This is a genomic window from Flavitalea flava (assembly GCF_054461575.1).
The window spans coordinates 16,136-34,408 of the sequence record NZ_JBTLQH010000033.1 but is presented as its reverse complement, the minus strand read 5'-3'; the positions used below and the strand labels follow the sequence as shown (position 1 = coordinate 34,408).

Here is an 18,273-nt window from a genome sequence, read left to right as displayed (position 1 = left end):
CTTTCTTATTTTTAATTGTCTGACTTGACTAATGTCAGCGTAGAGAGAAGGATTACCTCCGCCCGCTGTATTATTTTAATTACAAACGCATCCGGGAATTTTTGGACACTTTGCATTTTTATGGCACTCTTTTGTGCTGTAACAGTCTGCTTTTACACAGAATGCGGATACCTTAGTAACCCTTTTTGGTGCGGGCTTGTTATCATTAGCAAACACAGAAACATTTGACATAATAAACGTGGCGAATAAGCCTAAAAATATATTTTTCATTTTTTTTAAGTTTGAATTTTTGAAATCTGTTACGTAATGATCTAATTAAATCCTATAATTTCGGAGGGTGCCAGCAAGGGGAATTATATCCTTTAATAAATGATTGAATTAGTTGATTGGGGTAATTATTCTTTCTTAATTCAATAAGTTTTATAATGTTCAATGGGAAAAGAAATATAATAACAACAGGAACAATAAACAAAAGGGTTGCATGTATTTGAATTGTCTTTCTGCTTTTGTTTAGTTTCCTTATCACATTTTTCATTTGCGCAGCACTGTCCTGCCTTATTGGCAAATACGGGTCGTACAGTCAGAAAGACAAAAAATGTCAATAATATAGACGCAATAATTTTCATTAATGTCATAAATGTACTTAAAAACGCAGCGGTTTGCTATAAGGAACACTCAAAATGGTGTTAAAATTAGTCATGAAATGAATTATCCTATCGGAAGAAGCAGGGCTTTACTCAAGATCTACGTTCATCCAGTAATCCGGGCTAACAGTGAAATTTTATAAACAGTTGCAATAACAGGCTTGTATGCTAATTGCGGGATTTTGTATCTAAAACGAGAAATGTTAATTATGTGGCGGATAATTGGCCTGTGTAGAGAGAGGGATTACTTTCAGGTCTTTTCGGATCTGATTTGTGCAAGGGTGGGGCTTTATGGACATGTATTGCCGGATTTTTATAAGGCTAGCTTTTTCGATACAGTAATGCCCGGCTGAGAAAGGATAATTGCATAAACGCCGTGGGCAAAATTTCCAGGAATAGTTATTGATGACCTTATTGTAAACTCGCCTTTCCAAACTACCTGCCCCGTCAAGGCAATTAGCCGAGCGCTTATTGGTATGTGTGCGGAAAAATCATTTATAGAAAGGAGGGCTGACTGCATCCCGTTTTCTGTAGGAAAATGTAAAAAGATTGTTTTCTGGGTATTATCGAACTTGACAGTCCGGATACCGGAGTAGCTGGATTTTCCATCAAGGTCGAGCTGGCGAAGCCGGTATAAATTAGTACCTGTAGCTGGGGATAGGTCTATGAAGGTGTAATTTTGTGTTGTATTGGATGTGCCGGAGCCTTTGACTTTTCCAATCTTGCTAAAATCTATTCCTGTTAAGGATCGCTGAATTTCAAAAAAATCATTGTTCTGCTCTGACGCTGTGGTCCAGTTCAATTGGACTTTTTCACCCTTCTCCATTGCAGTAAAACTTGATAATGTAATCGGCAGCACATTAAAAGTAAAACAAGTTGAGGGATTTGTAACCGTTCCCGGGGGGGCGTTGTATTCAATGTTGTTGATAGAAATGGCGGAAGGCCCTCCTGTAAAGCTTGCCCAAGCTACCCGGATCTGGAAAGCGTCAGGAAAGGGGACAGGGTTTCCTCCATTTTGTATAACTGCATAGTCATGCGCGGCTATCACCTGGTTGGCCATGGTGGGATTGCTGAGATCAAGTGTAAAGGTTATATTATTCCCTGCTCCTGCAACAAGCGTGGAGTCATAGAGCACATCTGCCTGAGAGGCCGATACTGGCATTGTAGAGATATCACAGGCTGCATCAATGACCCTGTATAGCCCCAGGCGAATGGATAGCTGCCCGAAGGCGGGCTGATTGACTATATGAAGAGAGATCTTTCCTCCCTGACTGATATTCAACGGCAACAAGTCATGAACTGTTACGAAGGTTATGGAAGTATCTGCCTGGAACATCATGCCTGTTTCGAAATTCCCGTGGACGGGATCGTTCTGCCCCAATATTGTTATAGCGGTTCCATTTGAGGATACATTGCCTGTCCCTGTGTTGTCATCAATTTTCTTCCAGTGTAGTGTATTGCTGCCATTGTCAAAAAAATAAATAAACTGAGCAGATAGGTTAAGGCGGGTAAAGAGAAAAAGAATAACGCATCCAAGCTGTCTAAGCACCTTTTTCATAATCAAGTTTTGTGGATATTTATAGAAACTTACTATATCCTGTTATTTAAACAGTCAAAGGATCAAAAAAATGGCAGGTTGGATATTAAGAAAGGTCGTAAAGCTACAATCAGAGCAGAAAAATCTTCGGTTAAACTCATCCGACAGAGAAGTATTTAAGGTGTGATTAACTAAAGATAATGTATTTTTTGTATATCAACATTAATTTACCGATAGAAATTGACGGCTGGTACCGACCTCAGCCGATAGTGAAGAAATTTCAATTGTTGCTATTCCCTGGCGGGATACAAAACTGTTTTATAAGGCGGTCTTCGGGTTTTGTACCGGCATCATATGGCCAGACCCTTGACCGCCTTAAATTAGATAGCCTGTTTAATACGTTGCAGGAAAACAACCTGGCGAAGGGTAGCATCGCCATTTCCAGGAATTGAAAATTGATCTTTCAGAAAATATTTGGTAGCCCATTGCCATCATTTTCCGGACACCTTTATTATTTTCTGCGTAAAGAATCCTGTAGACGTATGTATCACCAGCACATATACTCCATCATGCAGGAAGGAGATGTCCACTGTCACCGCTCTTTGTGCATTCATGTGCAGAGAGCGGATTGTCTGTCCGTTCAGGCTCATGATCTCCATTGAAGTAATCGATGCATCCGCGGATGTTACGTTTATCGTATTGGCTGATGGATTTGGATAGACAGTGATGTTCGTCATGTTCGTCATTTCCTTCATGCCGACTGCTGATTTCACCATCGACGCGGCTGCAGCTACTGCTCCCGCAGCACCATATACCTCCATCTCATAAATGGAATATCCGGCAAATGTTCCTCTCCGCGTTCCGTACATCCGCACATAACGACCTGTTCCGCTAACGGCAAGCACATTGGAATAGAACGTATTTCCGGTTACCGTTCTGATAGTCCTCCAGGTCAGGGCGTCATTGGATACCTGTATCTGGAAGTCGGCCCCCAGGGAAGCTTCCCAATCCAGCACGACACTGGAAATAGCATAGGCATTGCCGAGATCGACATAGATCCAGGAAGGATCCCTCGAGGTACTTGCCCAACGGGTATTGCCTAAGCCATCCAGGGCGGCCGCAGGGACCAGGATATTATCCTCATTGCCGGAGGAGAAACCGGGGCGGTTAAGAGCCAGATTGACCGGCTGGCCTGGAACGACCGTTCCATTGATCGTCATTTCGTAAATGGAATACCCTAGACTGGTTCCCCGCAGGAGACCTAGCATACGTACGAAACGGCCGGTACCATTTACCGGTAAGGTATTTATCAGAGCGGTATTACCGGTCATCGTATAGATGGTATTCCAGTTCACGGCATCGTTCGATACCTGGATCTGGTAATTCTTACCATATTCGCTGGCCCAGTTGATGCTCACCTGGCAAATCGTGTATTGTTTACCAAGATCAACATAGATCCAGGCATTGTCCGAACCCTGACGGCTGGCCCAGCGGGTTGTTAATTTTCCATCGAAGGCCTGGAACTCATAAATCGATTTATTCGTACTGAGATTTCCTGAACTGGCCGCCGGCCGGTTTAGGGCAATGTTGGTAACCGGGCAATTTCCCGGTAAACCGGTATTTACAGTCGTATCGGCACTGAAAATAATAGGCACCTGGCTGAAACGCGAAGTCGACAGCCTGGTGTTATCATGTGAAGTCGCTGCCAATCCTGCGTAGCAGGAGACGCCTGCCCCGAAGCCCAGATCGACCGTCGCACCTATCTGTTTCCAGGTAACGCTGTCCGGGGAGATATACCCGGAATACCGCGTACCGGCTTTTATCAGCTTGACATAATACGGCAATGCATACCCGGTAATATTGATATTGTTGCTGGGCCCGGCGCTCGTACTCCGGTACTGGAAGGTTATCCCGTTGCCGCTGGTATAGGCGATAAAGGCATTTCTCGCCCCGGAGTCTGTGGATTCCCGGAACATCACGCCTGCCTTGTTAAAAACATTCACCTTGTCCAGGCTATCCACTCTGGCAGTCACCTGTCCGTCGTTACTAAAGGTCTTATACGCAAAATGGAACTGATCCCTATTATTCCAGATATCGGATCCCGAAGCCTGGATCTTCCAAGTATTATTATTATAACAGGCCTGACCGGCGAGTCCCACCGCCCCGATATCCAGTTGGGACCAGCGGGTAGGCAGTATACCGCAGCTATTATCACAGGCACCGGTGCTAAAAGCCACTGTCTGTGAAAAATCGCTTTGGGATATGCTGCTGCAGACGGCCTGCACCTTGAATAAATAATCGGTACTGCAAGCAAGGGTGGCTAAGGACAGGCTATTACCGGCAGAAGTGGCAGAAGTGAATCCTGCTGCATTTACCGTTTTATATTGAATAGTATAGGAAGACACGCCAGGTATGGCATTCCAGGAAAGGGTAGCGCTATTAGGTGTTATATTCGATGTTGCGAGACCGGAAGGGGTGGTACAGGTATTGGCCGGCGTTCCATACACCTCAAAACTATACAGGGAATATCCCCAATTAGTGCCCCTTGCCGTGCCCAGCATGCGCACATACCGGCCTGTGCCGGTCAGGAAAATAGAGTTAACAAAAGCAGTATTCCCGGTAATGGTCGTGACTGAATTCCAATGAGCGGTATCGTCGGCGATCTGTATCTGATAATTGCTGGCCAGCGCCGCTTCCCAGGTTAGATTGACCCGACAGATATTGTATCGGGTACCGAGATCGACGTAGATCCATTGGGGATCTTTGCCTTGTAAACTGGCCCAGCGCGTTCCGGCATTGCCGTCGAAGGCATTCGATGGGGGATAGGTCCCGCTTTCCACCGAAGAGGATACGGCAGGTTTGTTCAACGCCAGATCGGTGTTTCCCGAACAGCTACCGCCGTGTGTAGTGGTGTCCGTAATCCCGTAAACGATCAATTGGTTGGAAAAGGTAGCCGCATATACTTTACCGTTAGCGATCACCGGGCAGACGAATTTGGCATAGGTCGGTAAATTGTCTTTTGCATTTTGATTGGAATTCCATAACTCCTTCGTAACATTACTCGCATCGATGGCGCGGAGGATGCCCGGCCGTACGCTTTGATTCGCGTCGCCGTTGGCCGCATGGGAGGCCCATAGAATGCCTGTGCTATCTTTTGTGCCATTCGAGGACACGGACATGAACACGCCGTTATTGGCGGAATTGGGACCCTGAATCCCGCTGGTAATTACATTCGGCGAATCCAGCTTGTTCGTGGTCCGGCTATAAGGGAATGCCTTTAGCGCTGCATTTTCGGACCAGGTATAAATAAATTCTTTGGAGGAATTCTGAAAATAGGCCAGCGAGGAACGCAGGGTCCTTCCTCTTCCCAGCGTTATCGTTTGCAATACGTTGTTCGAACCGGCGTTAAAGCCGCCCATATTATCACGGTTGGCCAGATATAGGGTGCCATCCTTACAACCGGTAAAAACCTGGGTTGTATTGGGGATCAGCAGCATTTCGGTTACGCCGAAATCAAGATCGGAATTTTCCAGTTCCTGGAAATTGGAGGGTGTGAAAAAACTTTTAAGATCCAGGGTGCCGGTAGCCAGGTTAGGCGATAGTTTAAGCATGCTTTCAGATCGCTGGCGGCTATTCCCGTTCGTAGCTACTGAGCCATTTCCTGAACCTAGATATAGATTGCCGTTCTCGTCCACAGCAGGAGCAGCGGCGCTCATCCAAATACCGCCATTATATCCATCGGGGGTATCATTATATACGATTTTCTGCGCCAGGGTTGCCGCATCATAACCGAAAATCCAACCATGATAGGGACCATTATCGCAATGAGAAGCATAGGCGATATACACAATTCCCTGGGAAAGCACCAAACCGGTTCGTTGATTATGCCGGGCAGGGTCGAAAGGCAGGGATCCATTGCTGGAACCTGATCCATTTCCGGGAATGGTAGCGGTGATCTGGATAGGGCTTCCGGATCTTTCCGCCCCAGTGGTAATATCGATTCCATGCAGGAACTGCTGGTAAACGGAGCCATTGGTATTCCTGGTTACGAAATACATGGTTTGGCTAAGGGTGTCGATGACCGGGGAGCCCACGATGCCGATATTGGCCGCTGACCCGTCAGTGTGGGAGAAATCATTGTATCCACCCCCGCAGGCGCCAAGGTTCCGCATATCAAAATTGGTAGGAGGTCTTTGACCGGCAGGAGTATAGTTTTTTTTCCATAGAAAATTGCCGCCATTTGACGAATCGGCATCGAAAGCATATACCGTATTATTGGTGGTGGCGGCGAAAACAACATTTCTTTTCTTGCCCCCGATGCTCAGACCAGATACGACCAGTGGCTGGGCATATAACTGGTCATCGACTGCCTGCGTAAACAGCTTGCCAAAGGAAGCCGCATTGACATTGGTCTTATTAAGCAAGGTTTCCCGATTGTTCCAACCCGTCCCGCGCTGGTCTCCGTGCTGCATCACTACGGAAACATTTTGGGCATGCCCCGCATGGGAGAAGAATGCTATAACTATAACAAAAATGAAAATGGTAAAAAATGGCTTCATAAATGCTAATTAAAGGAATGAATGCACCTGTAATGGGATTATTGCTAATGCAAAAACGTAAACAGTTTACCTGGGATAAGGGATTCTATTAGGTTTATAATATGATATGGATAATCATTTGGACATTTTCCAAAGAGGAATTTATCAACTCAAATAAACAGGGGGGAGATTGGAGTATACAGGATTTTAAACAAAACCCTTTGAAGGATTTGGCCGCAATATACAAAAAATAATAAATATATTAGTGGTTTTGATTTTTTCGGAAAACATTCGAAACTAAAGACCTGGAAGGGAAAATAGCAAGAGCGGAACCTTTTTGGATCCGATTTGGGAAAGGTTGAGAAATTTATTGAAAAGTACAGAAGGGATAGGTCGGATTAGAACTGGTGATGCCCTTATTTCCGACTTATTTCGTATCCCTCTGGTAAAGCACCCAAATTCATCTGATAGTTAATCTGCTTTTACCCCCCCTCCTGGTCTAGCGCTTTCTCAATTAAATAGAAACCTGCGAACAGGGCAGGAAGGTTATTGCTCATGCAATGAATTGATCCATCAAAAGGAAGTGTTGGCGTAATATTCCCGAGACTTATTCCTCGTGGATAGTTAATTTTAAAATTATAAATAATTTCTTCCGTATCGTTGAACAGGCTGAATTTATAGTGTCCATGTGTGCTTAATTTGAATAGCAAAAATTTGCTGTCTGGCTTGAGCTTCTTGAACGAATAGGTCACGCTTCCCATTATCAGTTCATCGGTCGTCCGGAGATAGGGAAGATTGAATTTGCCGATTTTCTCTCCGGATAATCGATTAATGACAGAAACTTTTGGCATCAGCATAAACCTTTTTCGAATCTCCAGTTTGATTTCTTTTTCTTCACAAAAAAACAAGCCTTCTCTTGAATTATAGAAAAATTCTCCTAACGACTTTTCATGATCAAAAACCTTATACTTTGATTGCTCTTTCGAAGAATAAAGCGCGTCAAAAAGCCCTGTAGTTATAATTTGCTTTGAAAAAGTAAATTCCATTTGGTAGCATTTAAGAAAGACAAGGATACAGCAATAGGCAAGATTAACTTGAATTTTAATTTGCAATTATATTCCAGTTCTTCGGTCACTTCCTGGCCAATCTCCAGGCATCCCTGCTTACCCTCCACATCGAGCAGGATTTCTTTACGTTCCAGGTGATCAGGCAATCTCATGCTGCCTTGATGGGTAATGGCCGGGCTGGTAAGGATCGCCTGGTTCCGGGTGTATTCAATCTTTTTAGCCATGATCAGGGAGGTGGCGACCACTTGTTCGGCTCGCAATCCAATTGCAATTTGTGTTGGATCAGTAGCGGCACCTGGAATAAAACGTTCCTGTTTGGCGCCAAAGATCATTTTTTTGAGTTGATCCAACTCATGCAGCAATAGGGTAGTGATGAGTTTTTGCTCCTCAAATAACTGCTTGTAATCGATATGTTCTGCGACGACTGCCATGGGCGTTGAAAATATATTACAATGTAGTCATAGCAGGCATTGGTGAGCGGTTGTTATCAACAATTTAGCCTCGATGTTGATATCTTTTTCGTTTACGAATGTGGCGCAGGGAAATACCCTTTTCCAATCGTTTATGATACAGAGAAAAGCCAACGCCTTCCAATAGCAGCAATTTTACCTGGTTACGGCGACGATTCAGGAAAATGAATACGGCAGCACTTAGAGGTCTTTCTTTAACTCGCTTTGAACGATACCGGATAGACCGTCAAAACTTTTTCGCTTATTGACCGGGTTACGATACAAATAATACCTACAAGAGGCAGATAGGTGTAACACAATTTAAAAGAGAAGTCTTTTCAGATAAGATACGGGTACTGACTCATGAAAGATGATCGGGGGGCCATCTGGTTCACCTGGGGTATACGCGATAAACGAGTTCCTGTATTACGTGGAAGCTTCTGAAATTACCCGTGTTAAAAATAAATTTGCGCAAGTCTAGCCTTGCGCATATATTTGCAAGAAATCACTTGCGCATTATGACACAAACAAGAGACATCTTTCAGGCAATAGCAGATCCAACCCGTAGGCAAATTATAGGTATGCTGGCTCGGAAATCACTCAATGTTAATGCTATTGCCAAGGAGTTTGATATAACCCGACAAGCAGTTTCATTGCATGTCCAATTCCTTAACGATTGTGGTCTTATTGAAGTCAAACAACAAGGCAGGGAAAGATATTGCGAAGCAAAACTCGAAAAATTAAATGAGGTGACTGATTGGGTAAATCAATACCGAAAATATTGGGACAATAAATTTGACTCATTGGAAAGTTATCTGGCTAAAGTTCAAAAAAAGAGGAAATAGAAAAATGGAGAAATACAATACATTCAAACAAGAAGAGAACATTCTTATACATACAAGAATTCTTGATGCTCCAAGGGATTTAGTTTGGGAAATATGGACCACCCCAACACATATAAAAGAATGGTGGGGGCCAAATGGTTTTTCACTAACTGTAAAATCAATGCAGGTAGAGCCAGGAAAAATTTGGGATTCTATTATGCACGGGATGGGACGGGATTTTGATAGCATAGTTGAATATGTTGAAGTGAAAAAGCCTTCCCTGTTATCCTATAAACATTTTGGTGAAAGTGAAGATTATAACTTTACAGTTTCAATATTATTTGCAGAGGTTGAAGGGAAAACATTACTGACAATGAAGTCAATATTTAAGTCAAAAGAAATTATTGAAGAATTAAATAGACGGGTAAATGCCATTGAAGGCGGTAAGCAAACTTTAAATCGACTTGAAAACTATCTTAAACTATTATTAAATGAAAAAGCAAATGGGTAAAATGTTTTTAGCAACGGGGATTGCTTTTGGATTGTTTTTATTTACAGGATTTCGGGGGGTCGAAAAAACTCCTGAAACAATAGAAAACAAAGTTATTCCTAAAGAAAAAAAGGAGCTTTTGAAAAAAATTGTGGGGCGTTGGATAACACAAACGAACATCCATGCACGGAATGGTAAGTCAGCCTCAAAAGTAATTGGTAGTGATATATGGCAATGGTCCCCAGATGGAAATTTTACCCTTCATATCGCTTATGGCATTCATGATAAAAGTGGTTTCGGTGCAATGGAAATTACTGGGTACAACTCAAAAACAGGCGACTTTGATAGTTACAATTTTAATCCGGATGGTAGTTTTGAGATGTTTACCCTTACCATTAATAACAATATTTGGATATGGAACGGTAAAGAAGTGAGGACAACAGGTGTAATGGATGAGGATGGTAAAATCCTAACCGTAAAACATGAAATTACAACTGATGGTAAAACTTATGAATTATTCATGGATGGAGTTCTAACTAAAGGTTCTGATTTTTAAATAACTTTCGGCTCAGGAATAAATAATTTAAAACTAAATATTAAACTAAAAGAAAAATGAGCAAAATTATCTTTGACAGCGGAATATCTCTTGATGGCTTTTTCGCAGGCGATAACAGAAGTCCAAGCAACCCAATGGGGGGCGACAATGCAAGAAGCATTCATAAATGGATGTTTAAACAAAAAGCATTTTGGAAAAATGTCAATATGGAAGGCGGTGAAGAATATGGAGCAGACAGTAAATTGATTGATGATGTGTTTGCAAGAACAGGCTCTTACATTATGGGAAAACGAATGTTTGAAGAAGGCGAAGTCCATTGGAAAGAAAATTTATACAAAACAGATGTTTATGTTCTGACACACGAAAAACGGGAACCCTGGGTTCAAAAGGGGACAACAACTTTTTATTTCATTAATGACGGAATACAAAGTGCATTGGAAAAAGCAAGGCAATCAGCCAAAGGAAAGGACATAAGAATACAAGGTGGTGCGGATACTATTCAACAATTCCTCAATGCAGGACTTATTGACGAATTTTTCATTCACATTGCCCCTCTTTTTTTAGGAAGCGGTATCCGACTATTTGACGGTATTGACAAAAACAAATTTGATATTCAAATTGTCGAAGTAATACCTTCAGACCTGACAACACACCTGAGATACAAATTGACTAAGAAATAAGAACAACTACCGCTAAAGCGAAATTATACAAAAAGCAAAGACTGCCAAGATTGCTTCGCCGGTTGCCTGGTGGGCTACGAGACACTGGCTGAATAACTATCCCTATCGCATTCAGTTGGGCCTTCCCCTATTTATTCTGGCAGGCCTTTGTGGCATACTGATCGGGGTGCTGACCGTCAGTTTCCAGGCTATCAGGGCTGCTCGCGTTAATCCTGTGGAGAGCTTAAGAAAAGAGTAACAGGATGATCAGTTTTTACTCATCTATTGCCTGTGCTGGCCGGGAATGGTCGGACCTCATTATTACTTAAAATTCTAATCGTCAGTGGACTGGATTTAAGGGGAGCTTCCACGTCCCATTTTGTTAAAGATGTATTGAATTTGTAAGTTTGGGGTGTTTTGTTAGATAAAAAATTCATCAAATGAGGTATATTTGATATGCAGTTATAAACGATAATATATACTCGTAACCGCTTGTTTATTGAGCCAAGCCGCTAATGTATGTGTAACTTTAACAGAATGTTTTGCAAGACCAACAGACTACTTTTTGCCAAATTAAGTACTATGAAAATGACATTGGCTAACTATCGAAAATGAAAGAATTAATTGACTACATCTTACAGTTTGGAAACTTAAACCAACAGCAAATTGACTTAATTTTGAAAAAAGCGAGAGAATTAGATCTTCCAAAAGATGCGTATTTCTCCGAAGTAGGAAAAATTGCCCGACAATTCGGCTTTTTGATGAAGGGAGTTATTAGGGTGTATTCCAATGATGATAAAGGTAAGGAGGTTACTAAATATTTCATTGAAGAACGAAGTATTGCTGCGGATTTAAATAGTTTTGACAATAAAATTCCTGCATCTGTTTATTTACAGGCAATAACCGATTGTAAAATCATTGTTTTTTCTAAGCAAGACTGGGAAGAACTTCGTAATACAATAACCGGATTGGACAACAGTGTAAATAAAATTATATCTAAAGTAATGTTTCAAAAGGTAGTAAGATTAAGCGCTTTAGTATCAGAAGATGGTTCCACCAGATATTTGAACTTTTTAGAACTGTACCCGAATCTTGTAAACCGTATTCCACTTTCTTACATAGCATCTTATTTGGGTGTTACACAATCCTCTCTCAGCAGAATAAGAAAAACCATGCGCTAAAGTAATTTTTGCCATTTGGCAAATGATTTCAATTTTAAAGAGTGCAAATTTACCGCACTAATTTAAAAGCAAGTAAAATGAAATCAGTATTAATTACAGGAGCAAACAGAAGTATTGGCTTAGAAACGGCAAAGCAACTTTCAAAAAAAGGATTATTTGTTTACTTAGGAACTCGAAATCTTGAAAAAGGAGAGGCAGTAGTGAAACAATTGTACGAAGACGGATTTAGAAACATCAAAACTATTGAAATTGATGTTACAAATCGGGATACAATTTTAGCTGCACAAAGTCTGGTTGAAAGCGAACAAGGCAAACTGGATATTTTAATAAATAATGCAGGGATAAGTAAAGGATTTCCCGATAGTGCTTTAACAACTCTTATTCAAGATATTCAAGAGGTATTTGATACTAACTTTTTTGGAGCGATTAATGTCACACAAATTTTTTTGGAATTACTCAAAAAGTCTGAAAATCCACGAATATGCAATGTTACCAGCGGTCTTGCATCTTTATCCCTACATGGTGATCCAAATTGGAAATACTATCCTTTTAAAATGGCAAGCTATGTATCCTCAAAAGCAGCGTTAAACGCATATACTGTTCTATTAGCTTATGAACTTAAAGATTTACCTTTCAAAGTAAACGCTGTTGATCCCGGTTATACTGCAACAGATTTCAATCGGTTTAATGGGCCTGGAACAGTAGAAAGTGCAGCAGCTTTTATAATTAAGCATACTATGACGGACAAAAATGCGCCAACTGGAAGATTTTTCAGCAATGACATAAAGGACGAAAGCGAAGAAAGCCCTTGGTGAACCAAAAGCACCACACAACATGGCATTGGCAAAGGAGAAGAAACAGGCACGGTATACCATTCCAGGGTGCAGTGAGCATATTCTTTCCCTACCAAATCGGCAATCTGCTCTCGGCTGTGATCATCTTATTCTGATCAATCAACCTTCTTTTGGTTTTGTAAACTTTCTGCTGTAAGGTCTCCAGGCAGGCATCCAGATATTAGTGCGTAAAATGGAGTAAAGTGGGCTACTACACGAATCACGCTTTTTTATACACCGAAAAGGGGAGTAAAACTGAGGAAGAGTAAAATGCAAAAAGTCAGCAAACGTGCGTAGTTGCTGGCTTTTTGCATTTTAGGTAATCTGACTTAACTAACGCCAACCTAATCCGGGTGCAACATGCTTCAAAATAGAAGACAGCATGTGTACATTGTAGTCAACTCCTAACGTATTGGGTATCGTCAAAAGGAGCGTATCCGCTTCCTGTATGGCTTCGTCCTGAGTCAACTCCCTGATGAGCTGATCGGGTTCTCCTGCATAGCTTTTTCCGAAAATGGCTCGTTTGTCATTTTCAATAATGCCGATTTTATCGACTCTATTGGTTTCCTGCCCAAACAAATATCTGTCTTGATCAGATATCAATGCAAAAATAGACCGGCTCACCGAAACCCTTGGCTCGCGCTGATGTCCTGCTTTTTTCCATGCTTCTTTGTACAACCTGATCTGTTCTGCTTGTTGTACATGGAAAGGCTTGCCGCTTTCGTCGAATTTCAAAGTAGAACTTTGCAAGTGCATTCCGTTTTCGGCGGCCCAAATTGCTGTAGCATTAGAGGCAGCTCCCCACCAAATACGTTCCCGCAATCCCTCGGAGTGGGGTTCCAATCGTAATAAGCCCGGTGGATTAGGAAACATTGGAGAAGGGTTAGGCTGGGCAAATCCAACACCTTTGAGTTTATCCAAAAATTGCAATGCTTTATTGCGTCCCATATCTGCGTCTGTTTCTCCTTCAGCAAGTTCATACTCAAAATAACGCCACCCATCGATTACTTGTTCCGGGGAACCTCTACTGATTCCCAATTGCAATCGCCCACCCGAAATTAGATCAGCGGCTCCGGCGTCTTCCACCATATAGAGGGGATTTTCATAACGCATGTCAATAACACCTGTTCCAATCTCTATGTTGCTTGTTTTGGCGCCGATAGCCGAAAGCAAAGGAAATGGAGACGCTAACTGAGCCGCAAAATGGTGTACCCGAAAATACGCACCATCTAAACCGATTTCTTCGGCAGCAACGGCCAAATCAATGGACTGAAGCAATGTGTCACTCGCCGTACGGGTTTTATAGGCTGGATGATTGGACCAATGTCCGAACGATAAAAATCCTATTTTCTTCATAAATCCCTTTTCGATTCTAAAATAGCCATTACAAAGATAGATATTATATCATCGTCCGGCACCAGGAGAAGATTTATGCAGTCTGGATAGCGTTTCAATATCAGCGAAGGCTTCATGACTGTTTTCGAACCTTTTTGCCTCCGAATTGGATAAGATTGAGGAATTTATAAGACCTCTCCGGAATTGGGTGAAGTATTCGTTACCTTTTTACGCAGCATTTTGCTCCTTGCTTCTTTCCATAAAAAGATCATAATAAACCTGTACACGCATCCAGTATTCCGCTGAGATACCCAGTAGTTTTTCCAGCTTTAAAGCAGTAGATGCGCTAACATGGCGCTTGGCATGTAACAGCTCGCTAAAGTGTCCGGGCTTGATACCCAAATATTCTGCAAAAACGGACTTGGCAATGTTCCGTGCTTCGAGTTCATCCATCAAAATGTCTCCGGGGTGTAAAGCAATATCCGAATGTATTTCTTTACCCTTTAAATTGGTCACTTTAAAATTATTCATGGCACTTATTTACCGAATTTATACTGTTGCCGCCAGTTTTAAGCATACACCAATGCTTTAGAAACCACAGATGCGTGCAAAAACATCTGTGGTGTTAATTTTGTCTTAGCTACTGGTAATGATTTGTCAGGTCATGTACCAAAATTACTTCTGTTAAAAGGATGTGTTCATTTTTATCCAGTGTCAAAATCAGACGGTAGTGATAATCTATCCTTACCGAATAATATCCCTTTAATTTCCCTTTTAAGGCTTCAAAATTTAACCCTTTTTGAGCCTTTATGTCCTGCAGACTTTCTGCCATCTGCATTTTAAGAACTGTTTTCTTAAACTTCGTAATAACCTCACTGTTAAACTGAGGCTTTCCTGGAACCGCTTTACCTTCAAATAACTTTCTCAGGTAGTCATTAGCAATTTGAACTTCCATCCTGTTGTTTTAATAGCTATTCGTAAAATCTTCCTTCTATTTTCCATATTTTCTTGGTATATCTTCATGATATTTACCGAAATTAGGTAAATTTTATGATTTCCCAAAAAAAGGTAATTTTTTAATATGGGCATCAGGCATTTCCATCAACTCCTGGGAAACCAAGGGGCCCAAGCATCCAGTAGTAATCGTTGTACTTCGTAATAAATGATCCAATCTCCAAATGTTTTGTTATCCATGCTTTTTTGCCTGTTTTATGGCATCGCAAAGTTGGATCTTTTAATAATGGATCATGCCCTTGCATGGCTGGGTCTTATCTGCTTCGCAGTACAAATGGGAAGAATCAAGCAATATTCAGCTCAATTCTTCCGATTTCGGCATAATGCGGAGAGAGAGGGATTACAGGCGCTTGTCAAAGACCTCCAGATCATGGCGTAGCCATACACTCCTGATTCCGCCGGCAGATATAAAACCCCCTGCTTACGAAGTTCATTGCAAGCTCTTTACTGGCCAAAGGCTGGAAAATCAAAGGCCATCTTTACAACGGCGGCCTCGATGGAGGGCTCTACCCGGTTCTTTATTATGGGTTTGCTTCGGCTGATTTCCTGCAGAGCTGCTTCGCCACCTGTATCGTACAGTTCTTTGATCCAGTAGAAGCTGTCGCGGCTGTAGCCGATCACTTTGCATGCCTGGGGGACATTCCCTAAATGTTCCGCCAAATGGAGTAATCCTAACTTGCTTTTGATTAACTTAGATGCTAATTTCATAATCAGACAATTTTGGGATTGATTAAAGTGTGGTAACTTAAAGTTAATCCCAATTGTCAGATTACACCGAGTATACAAACAGGAAATGTTTTTGGTTACCTTGATCATCATAAATACTTCCATAATCCGTATTCCAAGAAGAGGTCGATCCGCTTAGCCCTGTTACTGAATAAGAATCCTTAAACTTCAGAATGGTTGTATATGCCGGTTCCACAGTATAGCTAGTAGATTTATCTGAATTAATGATTGTCTTTGGCATGGCTGGAATGAGCTGTTCAATTATTATGCAGAATGTACTATCCCCTACCTTTACTGAAAAAAGCATGCGATGGATCACCCGTGAACGTCCGAAAATTGACAGGCTGGCTTGTCCCTGGCTGATCAAGCGGTTTATTGATCCGGGGGCGGAGATCATCTATGTACCCTATGACCTGGTGCTGTCAAAGGCGGCGGAGCTGGAAGCGACACCTTTTGACGTGCCGAACGTGGAGTATACGCATTACGGAGCGGACTGTACGTTTGATTATTTCGTGAAGAAGCATAAAGTAGATGATCCGGCGGTGCATACGCTGGCAAAGATCGTCCGGGGTGCGGATACCGATCACCATGAACTGGCGGCGCAGTGCGCGGGGTTTTGGGCTATTTCAGCGGGATTGGCCCATAACTATAGTCATGACCAGGACTTGCTGGAACAGGGGATGATCATGTACGATGCATTATATAGCTGGGCGGGTCATTTGCAGGAGGTCCGGCATACGCAACAGCCGTTCGAACACCTTCTTTTAAATGTTTTTCATACCTATTTGCAGAAAAAACCGGGGTCCCGGAAAAAGACACCGGCATGGGTACAGGAGCTAAAGGACCTGATCCAGGACCATATCGACGATAACCTGAGCCTCAAAGAATTGTCAAAAGGGCTGGAAATAAGCCCGTCTTATTTGTCCCGTGAGTTCTCCAAATATTTCGAGGACCTTTCTTTCGGGGAATACATCCGTAAACAGCGCATTGAAAGGGCTAAAGAGTTGATGCAAAACCGGGCTTATTCGCTGACGGAGATCGCCTATCTCACGGGCTTTTCGGATCAAAGCCATTTTACCCGGATTTTCAAGCAACATACCGGGCAGGGGCCGTCGGAGTACAGAAGAAAGTTGACGAAAAGGTAATTTCTATACTAAAGGGTCATTTCTATTCTATTTCAACAGTTTATAAGGGGGTACCATTGCTGGCTAAACTGGAAGTTATCCATGAGCACGTCACCGGTATATACTTTACGGCAATTGGCCTTATATTTCCTGAAGCTGGGTACCACGGGTTTTGGTGGCCCGGTAGCCCTCGTGGGATATATGCACTGTGATCTGGTAGAGGACCGTAAATGGATGACAGAAGAAGAGTATCGGGAGGGGCTGGCTTTGGCGCAGCTGGCTCCCGGGCCACTGGCTGCACAATTAAGTATTTATCTGGGGTTTGTCCACTACCGGTACCTGGGCGCTACACTGGTTGGGATCGCCTTTGTTATTCCGTCTTTTCTGATGGTTGTAGGGCTGGGATTCTGTTACAAGGCATTTGGTGGTATGCTTTGGATGCGCGCTGTTTTTTATGGGGTAGGTGCGGCAGTCATTGGCATTATAGCGATGAGTTCGTATAAACTAACCATCAAATCGGTCAGCAAGATAAATATGGGGTCGATACGCAGTAACGGGATATTATGGCTCCTGTATCTGACCGGTATTGCGGTAACTGTTATTACTCAATCTGAACAAGTGCTATTATTTGTAGGCGCAGGGCTACTGTATATGTTTATTAAATCTCCTCCATCCTGGCTGAGAAGCAGCGGCACGGTCAATAACGTATTCCTGCTTACGGGAACTGGCTTTTGGGAATATGAACCGGGTGTTTTACAGAAAATAGCCATTTTCTTTCTAAAAGCCGGAGCGTTTGTTTTTGGCAGCGGCTTAGCAATTGTCCCTTTTTTACATGGGGGTGTAGTTACCGAATTCCATTGGCTGACAGAGGAACAGTTTATAGACGCGGTGGCAGTGGCTATGATCACTCCGGGTCCGGTCGTCATTACGGTAGGTTTCATCGGATATCTGGTGGCTGGTTTTCCGGGAGCTTCAGTTGCTGCGCTGGCTACTTTTCTGCCTTGTTATCTGTTTGCCGTATTACCCGCCCCGTACTTTAAAAAGATCGCAAAAAATGCCTCAATTAAAGCCTTTGTGGACGGGATAACGGCGACCGTCGTTGGGGCACTGGTAGGATCGGTTATCGTGATCGCTATACGCAATATATATGATCTTTCCACGCTATTGATCGCGTTGGGGAGTTTGTTGGTAATGCTGTATGTAAAGAAATTGAAGGAGCCGAAAATCATACTAATGGCCGCTGCCATTGGGTTGTTGTTAAAACTGCTTATATAATATTAAATACCACCATTTAAC

Annotated in this window: 16 protein-coding genes and 1 pseudogene; 8 read left to right on the top strand and 9 right to left on the bottom strand. The window is 42.5% G+C overall.

All coding sequences use genetic code 11. The features are described 5' to 3' along the window. Positions 1-957: 957 nt before the first annotated feature. The 5 genes from ACX0G9_RS23195 to tnpB form a co-directional block, all read right to left on the bottom strand. On the bottom strand, positions 958-2,208 hold the full coding sequence (locus ACX0G9_RS23195; protein ID WP_459067351.1) for a hypothetical protein: 1,251 nt from the start codon (positions 2,206-2,208) through the stop codon (positions 958-960). Between the two features lie 464 nt (positions 2,209-2,672). Next, the gene (locus tag ACX0G9_RS23190; RefSeq protein ID WP_459067350.1) at positions 2,673-6,740 is read right to left on the bottom strand and encodes a discoidin domain-containing protein; all 4,068 of its coding nucleotides are present in this window, start codon (positions 6,738-6,740) and stop codon (positions 2,673-2,675) included. Positions 6,741-7,201: 461 nt separating this feature from the next. After that, entirely contained in the window at positions 7,202-7,765 is a 564-nt protein-coding gene (locus tag ACX0G9_RS23185) for a hypothetical protein (RefSeq protein WP_459067349.1), read from the bottom strand. Next, positions 7,735-8,217, bottom strand: a complete 483-nt coding sequence (locus ACX0G9_RS23180) for a transposase domain-containing protein (protein WP_459067348.1) — start codon at positions 8,215-8,217, stop codon at positions 7,735-7,737. The genes ACX0G9_RS23185 and ACX0G9_RS23180 overlap by 31 nt, the downstream gene beginning before the upstream one ends. A gap of 64 nt (positions 8,218-8,281) precedes the next feature. After that, positions 8,282-8,476: an IS66 family insertion sequence element accessory protein TnpB gene (gene tnpB / locus ACX0G9_RS23175; RefSeq protein ID WP_459067394.1), complete on the bottom strand. Its 195-nt coding sequence runs from the start codon at positions 8,474-8,476 to the stop codon at positions 8,282-8,284. Positions 8,477-8,753: 277 nt separating this feature from the next. Here tnpB and ACX0G9_RS23170 point away from each other — a divergent pair, with 277 nt between their 5' ends. From ACX0G9_RS23170 to ACX0G9_RS23145, 6 genes are all read left to right on the top strand, one after another. Then, on the top strand, positions 8,754-9,080 hold the full coding sequence (locus tag ACX0G9_RS23170) for an ArsR/SmtB family transcription factor (RefSeq protein ID WP_459067347.1): 327 nt from the start codon (positions 8,754-8,756) through the stop codon (positions 9,078-9,080). 4 nt (positions 9,081-9,084) lie between these two features. Beyond that, the gene (locus tag ACX0G9_RS23165) at positions 9,085-9,570 is read left to right on the top strand and encodes an SRPBCC domain-containing protein (protein WP_459067346.1); all 486 of its coding nucleotides are present in this window, start codon (positions 9,085-9,087) and stop codon (positions 9,568-9,570) included. Then, positions 9,551-10,105 carry a hypothetical protein gene (locus tag ACX0G9_RS23160; RefSeq protein ID WP_459067345.1) on the top strand — a complete coding sequence of 185 codons (555 nt, stop codon included), beginning with the start codon at positions 9,551-9,553 and terminating at the stop codon, positions 10,103-10,105. The genes ACX0G9_RS23165 and ACX0G9_RS23160 overlap by 20 nt, the downstream gene beginning before the upstream one ends. Before the next feature lie 56 nt (positions 10,106-10,161). Then, positions 10,162-10,785 (top strand): dihydrofolate reductase family protein, encoded by a 624-nt coding sequence (locus tag ACX0G9_RS23155; RefSeq protein ID WP_459067344.1) that lies wholly within the window; start codon positions 10,162-10,164, stop codon positions 10,783-10,785. Positions 10,786-11,375: 590 nt separating this feature from the next. Further along, positions 11,376-11,945: a Crp/Fnr family transcriptional regulator gene (locus ACX0G9_RS23150; protein WP_459067343.1), complete on the top strand. Its 570-nt coding sequence runs from the start codon at positions 11,376-11,378 to the stop codon at positions 11,943-11,945. 77 nt (positions 11,946-12,022) lie between these two features. After that, on the top strand, positions 12,023-12,760 hold the full coding sequence (locus ACX0G9_RS23145) for an SDR family NAD(P)-dependent oxidoreductase (RefSeq protein WP_459067342.1): 738 nt from the start codon (positions 12,023-12,025) through the stop codon (positions 12,758-12,760). A gap of 351 nt (positions 12,761-13,111) precedes the next feature. Here ACX0G9_RS23145 and ACX0G9_RS23140 read toward each other — a convergent pair whose 3' ends face one another. From ACX0G9_RS23140 to ACX0G9_RS23125, 4 genes and pseudogenes are all read right to left on the bottom strand, one after another. After that, positions 13,112-14,134: an LLM class flavin-dependent oxidoreductase gene (locus ACX0G9_RS23140; RefSeq protein ID WP_459067341.1), complete on the bottom strand. Its 1,023-nt coding sequence runs from the start codon at positions 14,132-14,134 to the stop codon at positions 13,112-13,114. A gap of 207 nt (positions 14,135-14,341) precedes the next feature. Next, a complete protein-coding gene (locus ACX0G9_RS23135) occupies positions 14,342-14,644 on the bottom strand; it encodes a HigA family addiction module antitoxin (RefSeq protein ID WP_459067340.1) in 303 nt (100 codons plus the stop codon). Between the two features lie 109 nt (positions 14,645-14,753). Beyond that, positions 14,754-15,068, bottom strand: a complete 315-nt coding sequence (locus ACX0G9_RS23130; RefSeq protein WP_459067339.1) for a type II toxin-antitoxin system RelE/ParE family toxin — start codon at positions 15,066-15,068, stop codon at positions 14,754-14,756. 402 nt (positions 15,069-15,470) lie between these two features. Beyond that, a pseudogene (locus ACX0G9_RS23125) lies at positions 15,471-15,835 on the bottom strand (helix-turn-helix domain-containing protein); the annotation flags it as partial. Positions 15,836-16,158: 323 nt separating this feature from the next. Here ACX0G9_RS23125 and ACX0G9_RS23120 point away from each other — a divergent pair. After that, on the top strand, positions 16,159-16,998 hold the full coding sequence (locus ACX0G9_RS23120; RefSeq protein ID WP_459067338.1) for a chromate resistance protein ChrB domain-containing protein: 840 nt from the start codon (positions 16,159-16,161) through the stop codon (positions 16,996-16,998). Between the two features lie 81 nt (positions 16,999-17,079). Continuing rightward, positions 17,080-18,252, top strand: coding sequence for a chromate transporter (locus ACX0G9_RS23115; protein WP_459067337.1), 1,173 nt, complete (start codon positions 17,080-17,082; stop codon positions 18,250-18,252). The last annotated feature ends 21 nt before the right edge of the window (positions 18,253-18,273 follow it).

Coding starts and splice junctions, on each gene's coding strand:
- ACX0G9_RS23190 (WP_459067350.1), bottom strand. CDS start 6,740: ATGAAGCCATTTTTTACCATTTTCATTTTTGTTATAGTTATAGCATTC.
- ACX0G9_RS23185 (WP_459067349.1), bottom strand. CDS start 7,765: ATGGAATTTACTTTTTCAAAGCAAATTATAACTACAGGGCTTTTTGAC.
- ACX0G9_RS23180 (WP_459067348.1), bottom strand. CDS start 8,217: ATGGCAGTCGTCGCAGAACATATCGATTACAAGCAGTTATTTGAGGAG.
- ACX0G9_RS23170 (WP_459067347.1), top strand. CDS start 8,754: ATGACACAAACAAGAGACATCTTTCAGGCAATAGCAGATCCAACCCGT.
- ACX0G9_RS23165 (WP_459067346.1), top strand. CDS start 9,085: ATGGAGAAATACAATACATTCAAACAAGAAGAGAACATTCTTATACAT.
- ACX0G9_RS23160 (WP_459067345.1), top strand. CDS start 9,551: ATGAAAAAGCAAATGGGTAAAATGTTTTTAGCAACGGGGATTGCTTTT.
- ACX0G9_RS23155 (WP_459067344.1), top strand. CDS start 10,162: ATGAGCAAAATTATCTTTGACAGCGGAATATCTCTTGATGGCTTTTTC.
- ACX0G9_RS23150 (WP_459067343.1), top strand. CDS start 11,376: ATGAAAGAATTAATTGACTACATCTTACAGTTTGGAAACTTAAACCAA.
- ACX0G9_RS23145 (WP_459067342.1), top strand. CDS start 12,023: ATGAAATCAGTATTAATTACAGGAGCAAACAGAAGTATTGGCTTAGAA.
- ACX0G9_RS23140 (WP_459067341.1), bottom strand. CDS start 14,134: ATGAAGAAAATAGGATTTTTATCGTTCGGACATTGGTCCAATCATCCA.
- ACX0G9_RS23135 (WP_459067340.1), bottom strand. CDS start 14,644: ATGAATAATTTTAAAGTGACCAATTTAAAGGGTAAAGAAATACATTCG.
- ACX0G9_RS23130 (WP_459067339.1), bottom strand. CDS start 15,068: ATGGAAGTTCAAATTGCTAATGACTACCTGAGAAAGTTATTTGAAGGT.
- ACX0G9_RS23120 (WP_459067338.1), top strand. CDS start 16,159: ATGCGATGGATCACCCGTGAACGTCCGAAAATTGACAGGCTGGCTTGT.
- ACX0G9_RS23115 (WP_459067337.1), top strand. CDS start 17,080: ATGAGCACGTCACCGGTATATACTTTACGGCAATTGGCCTTATATTTC.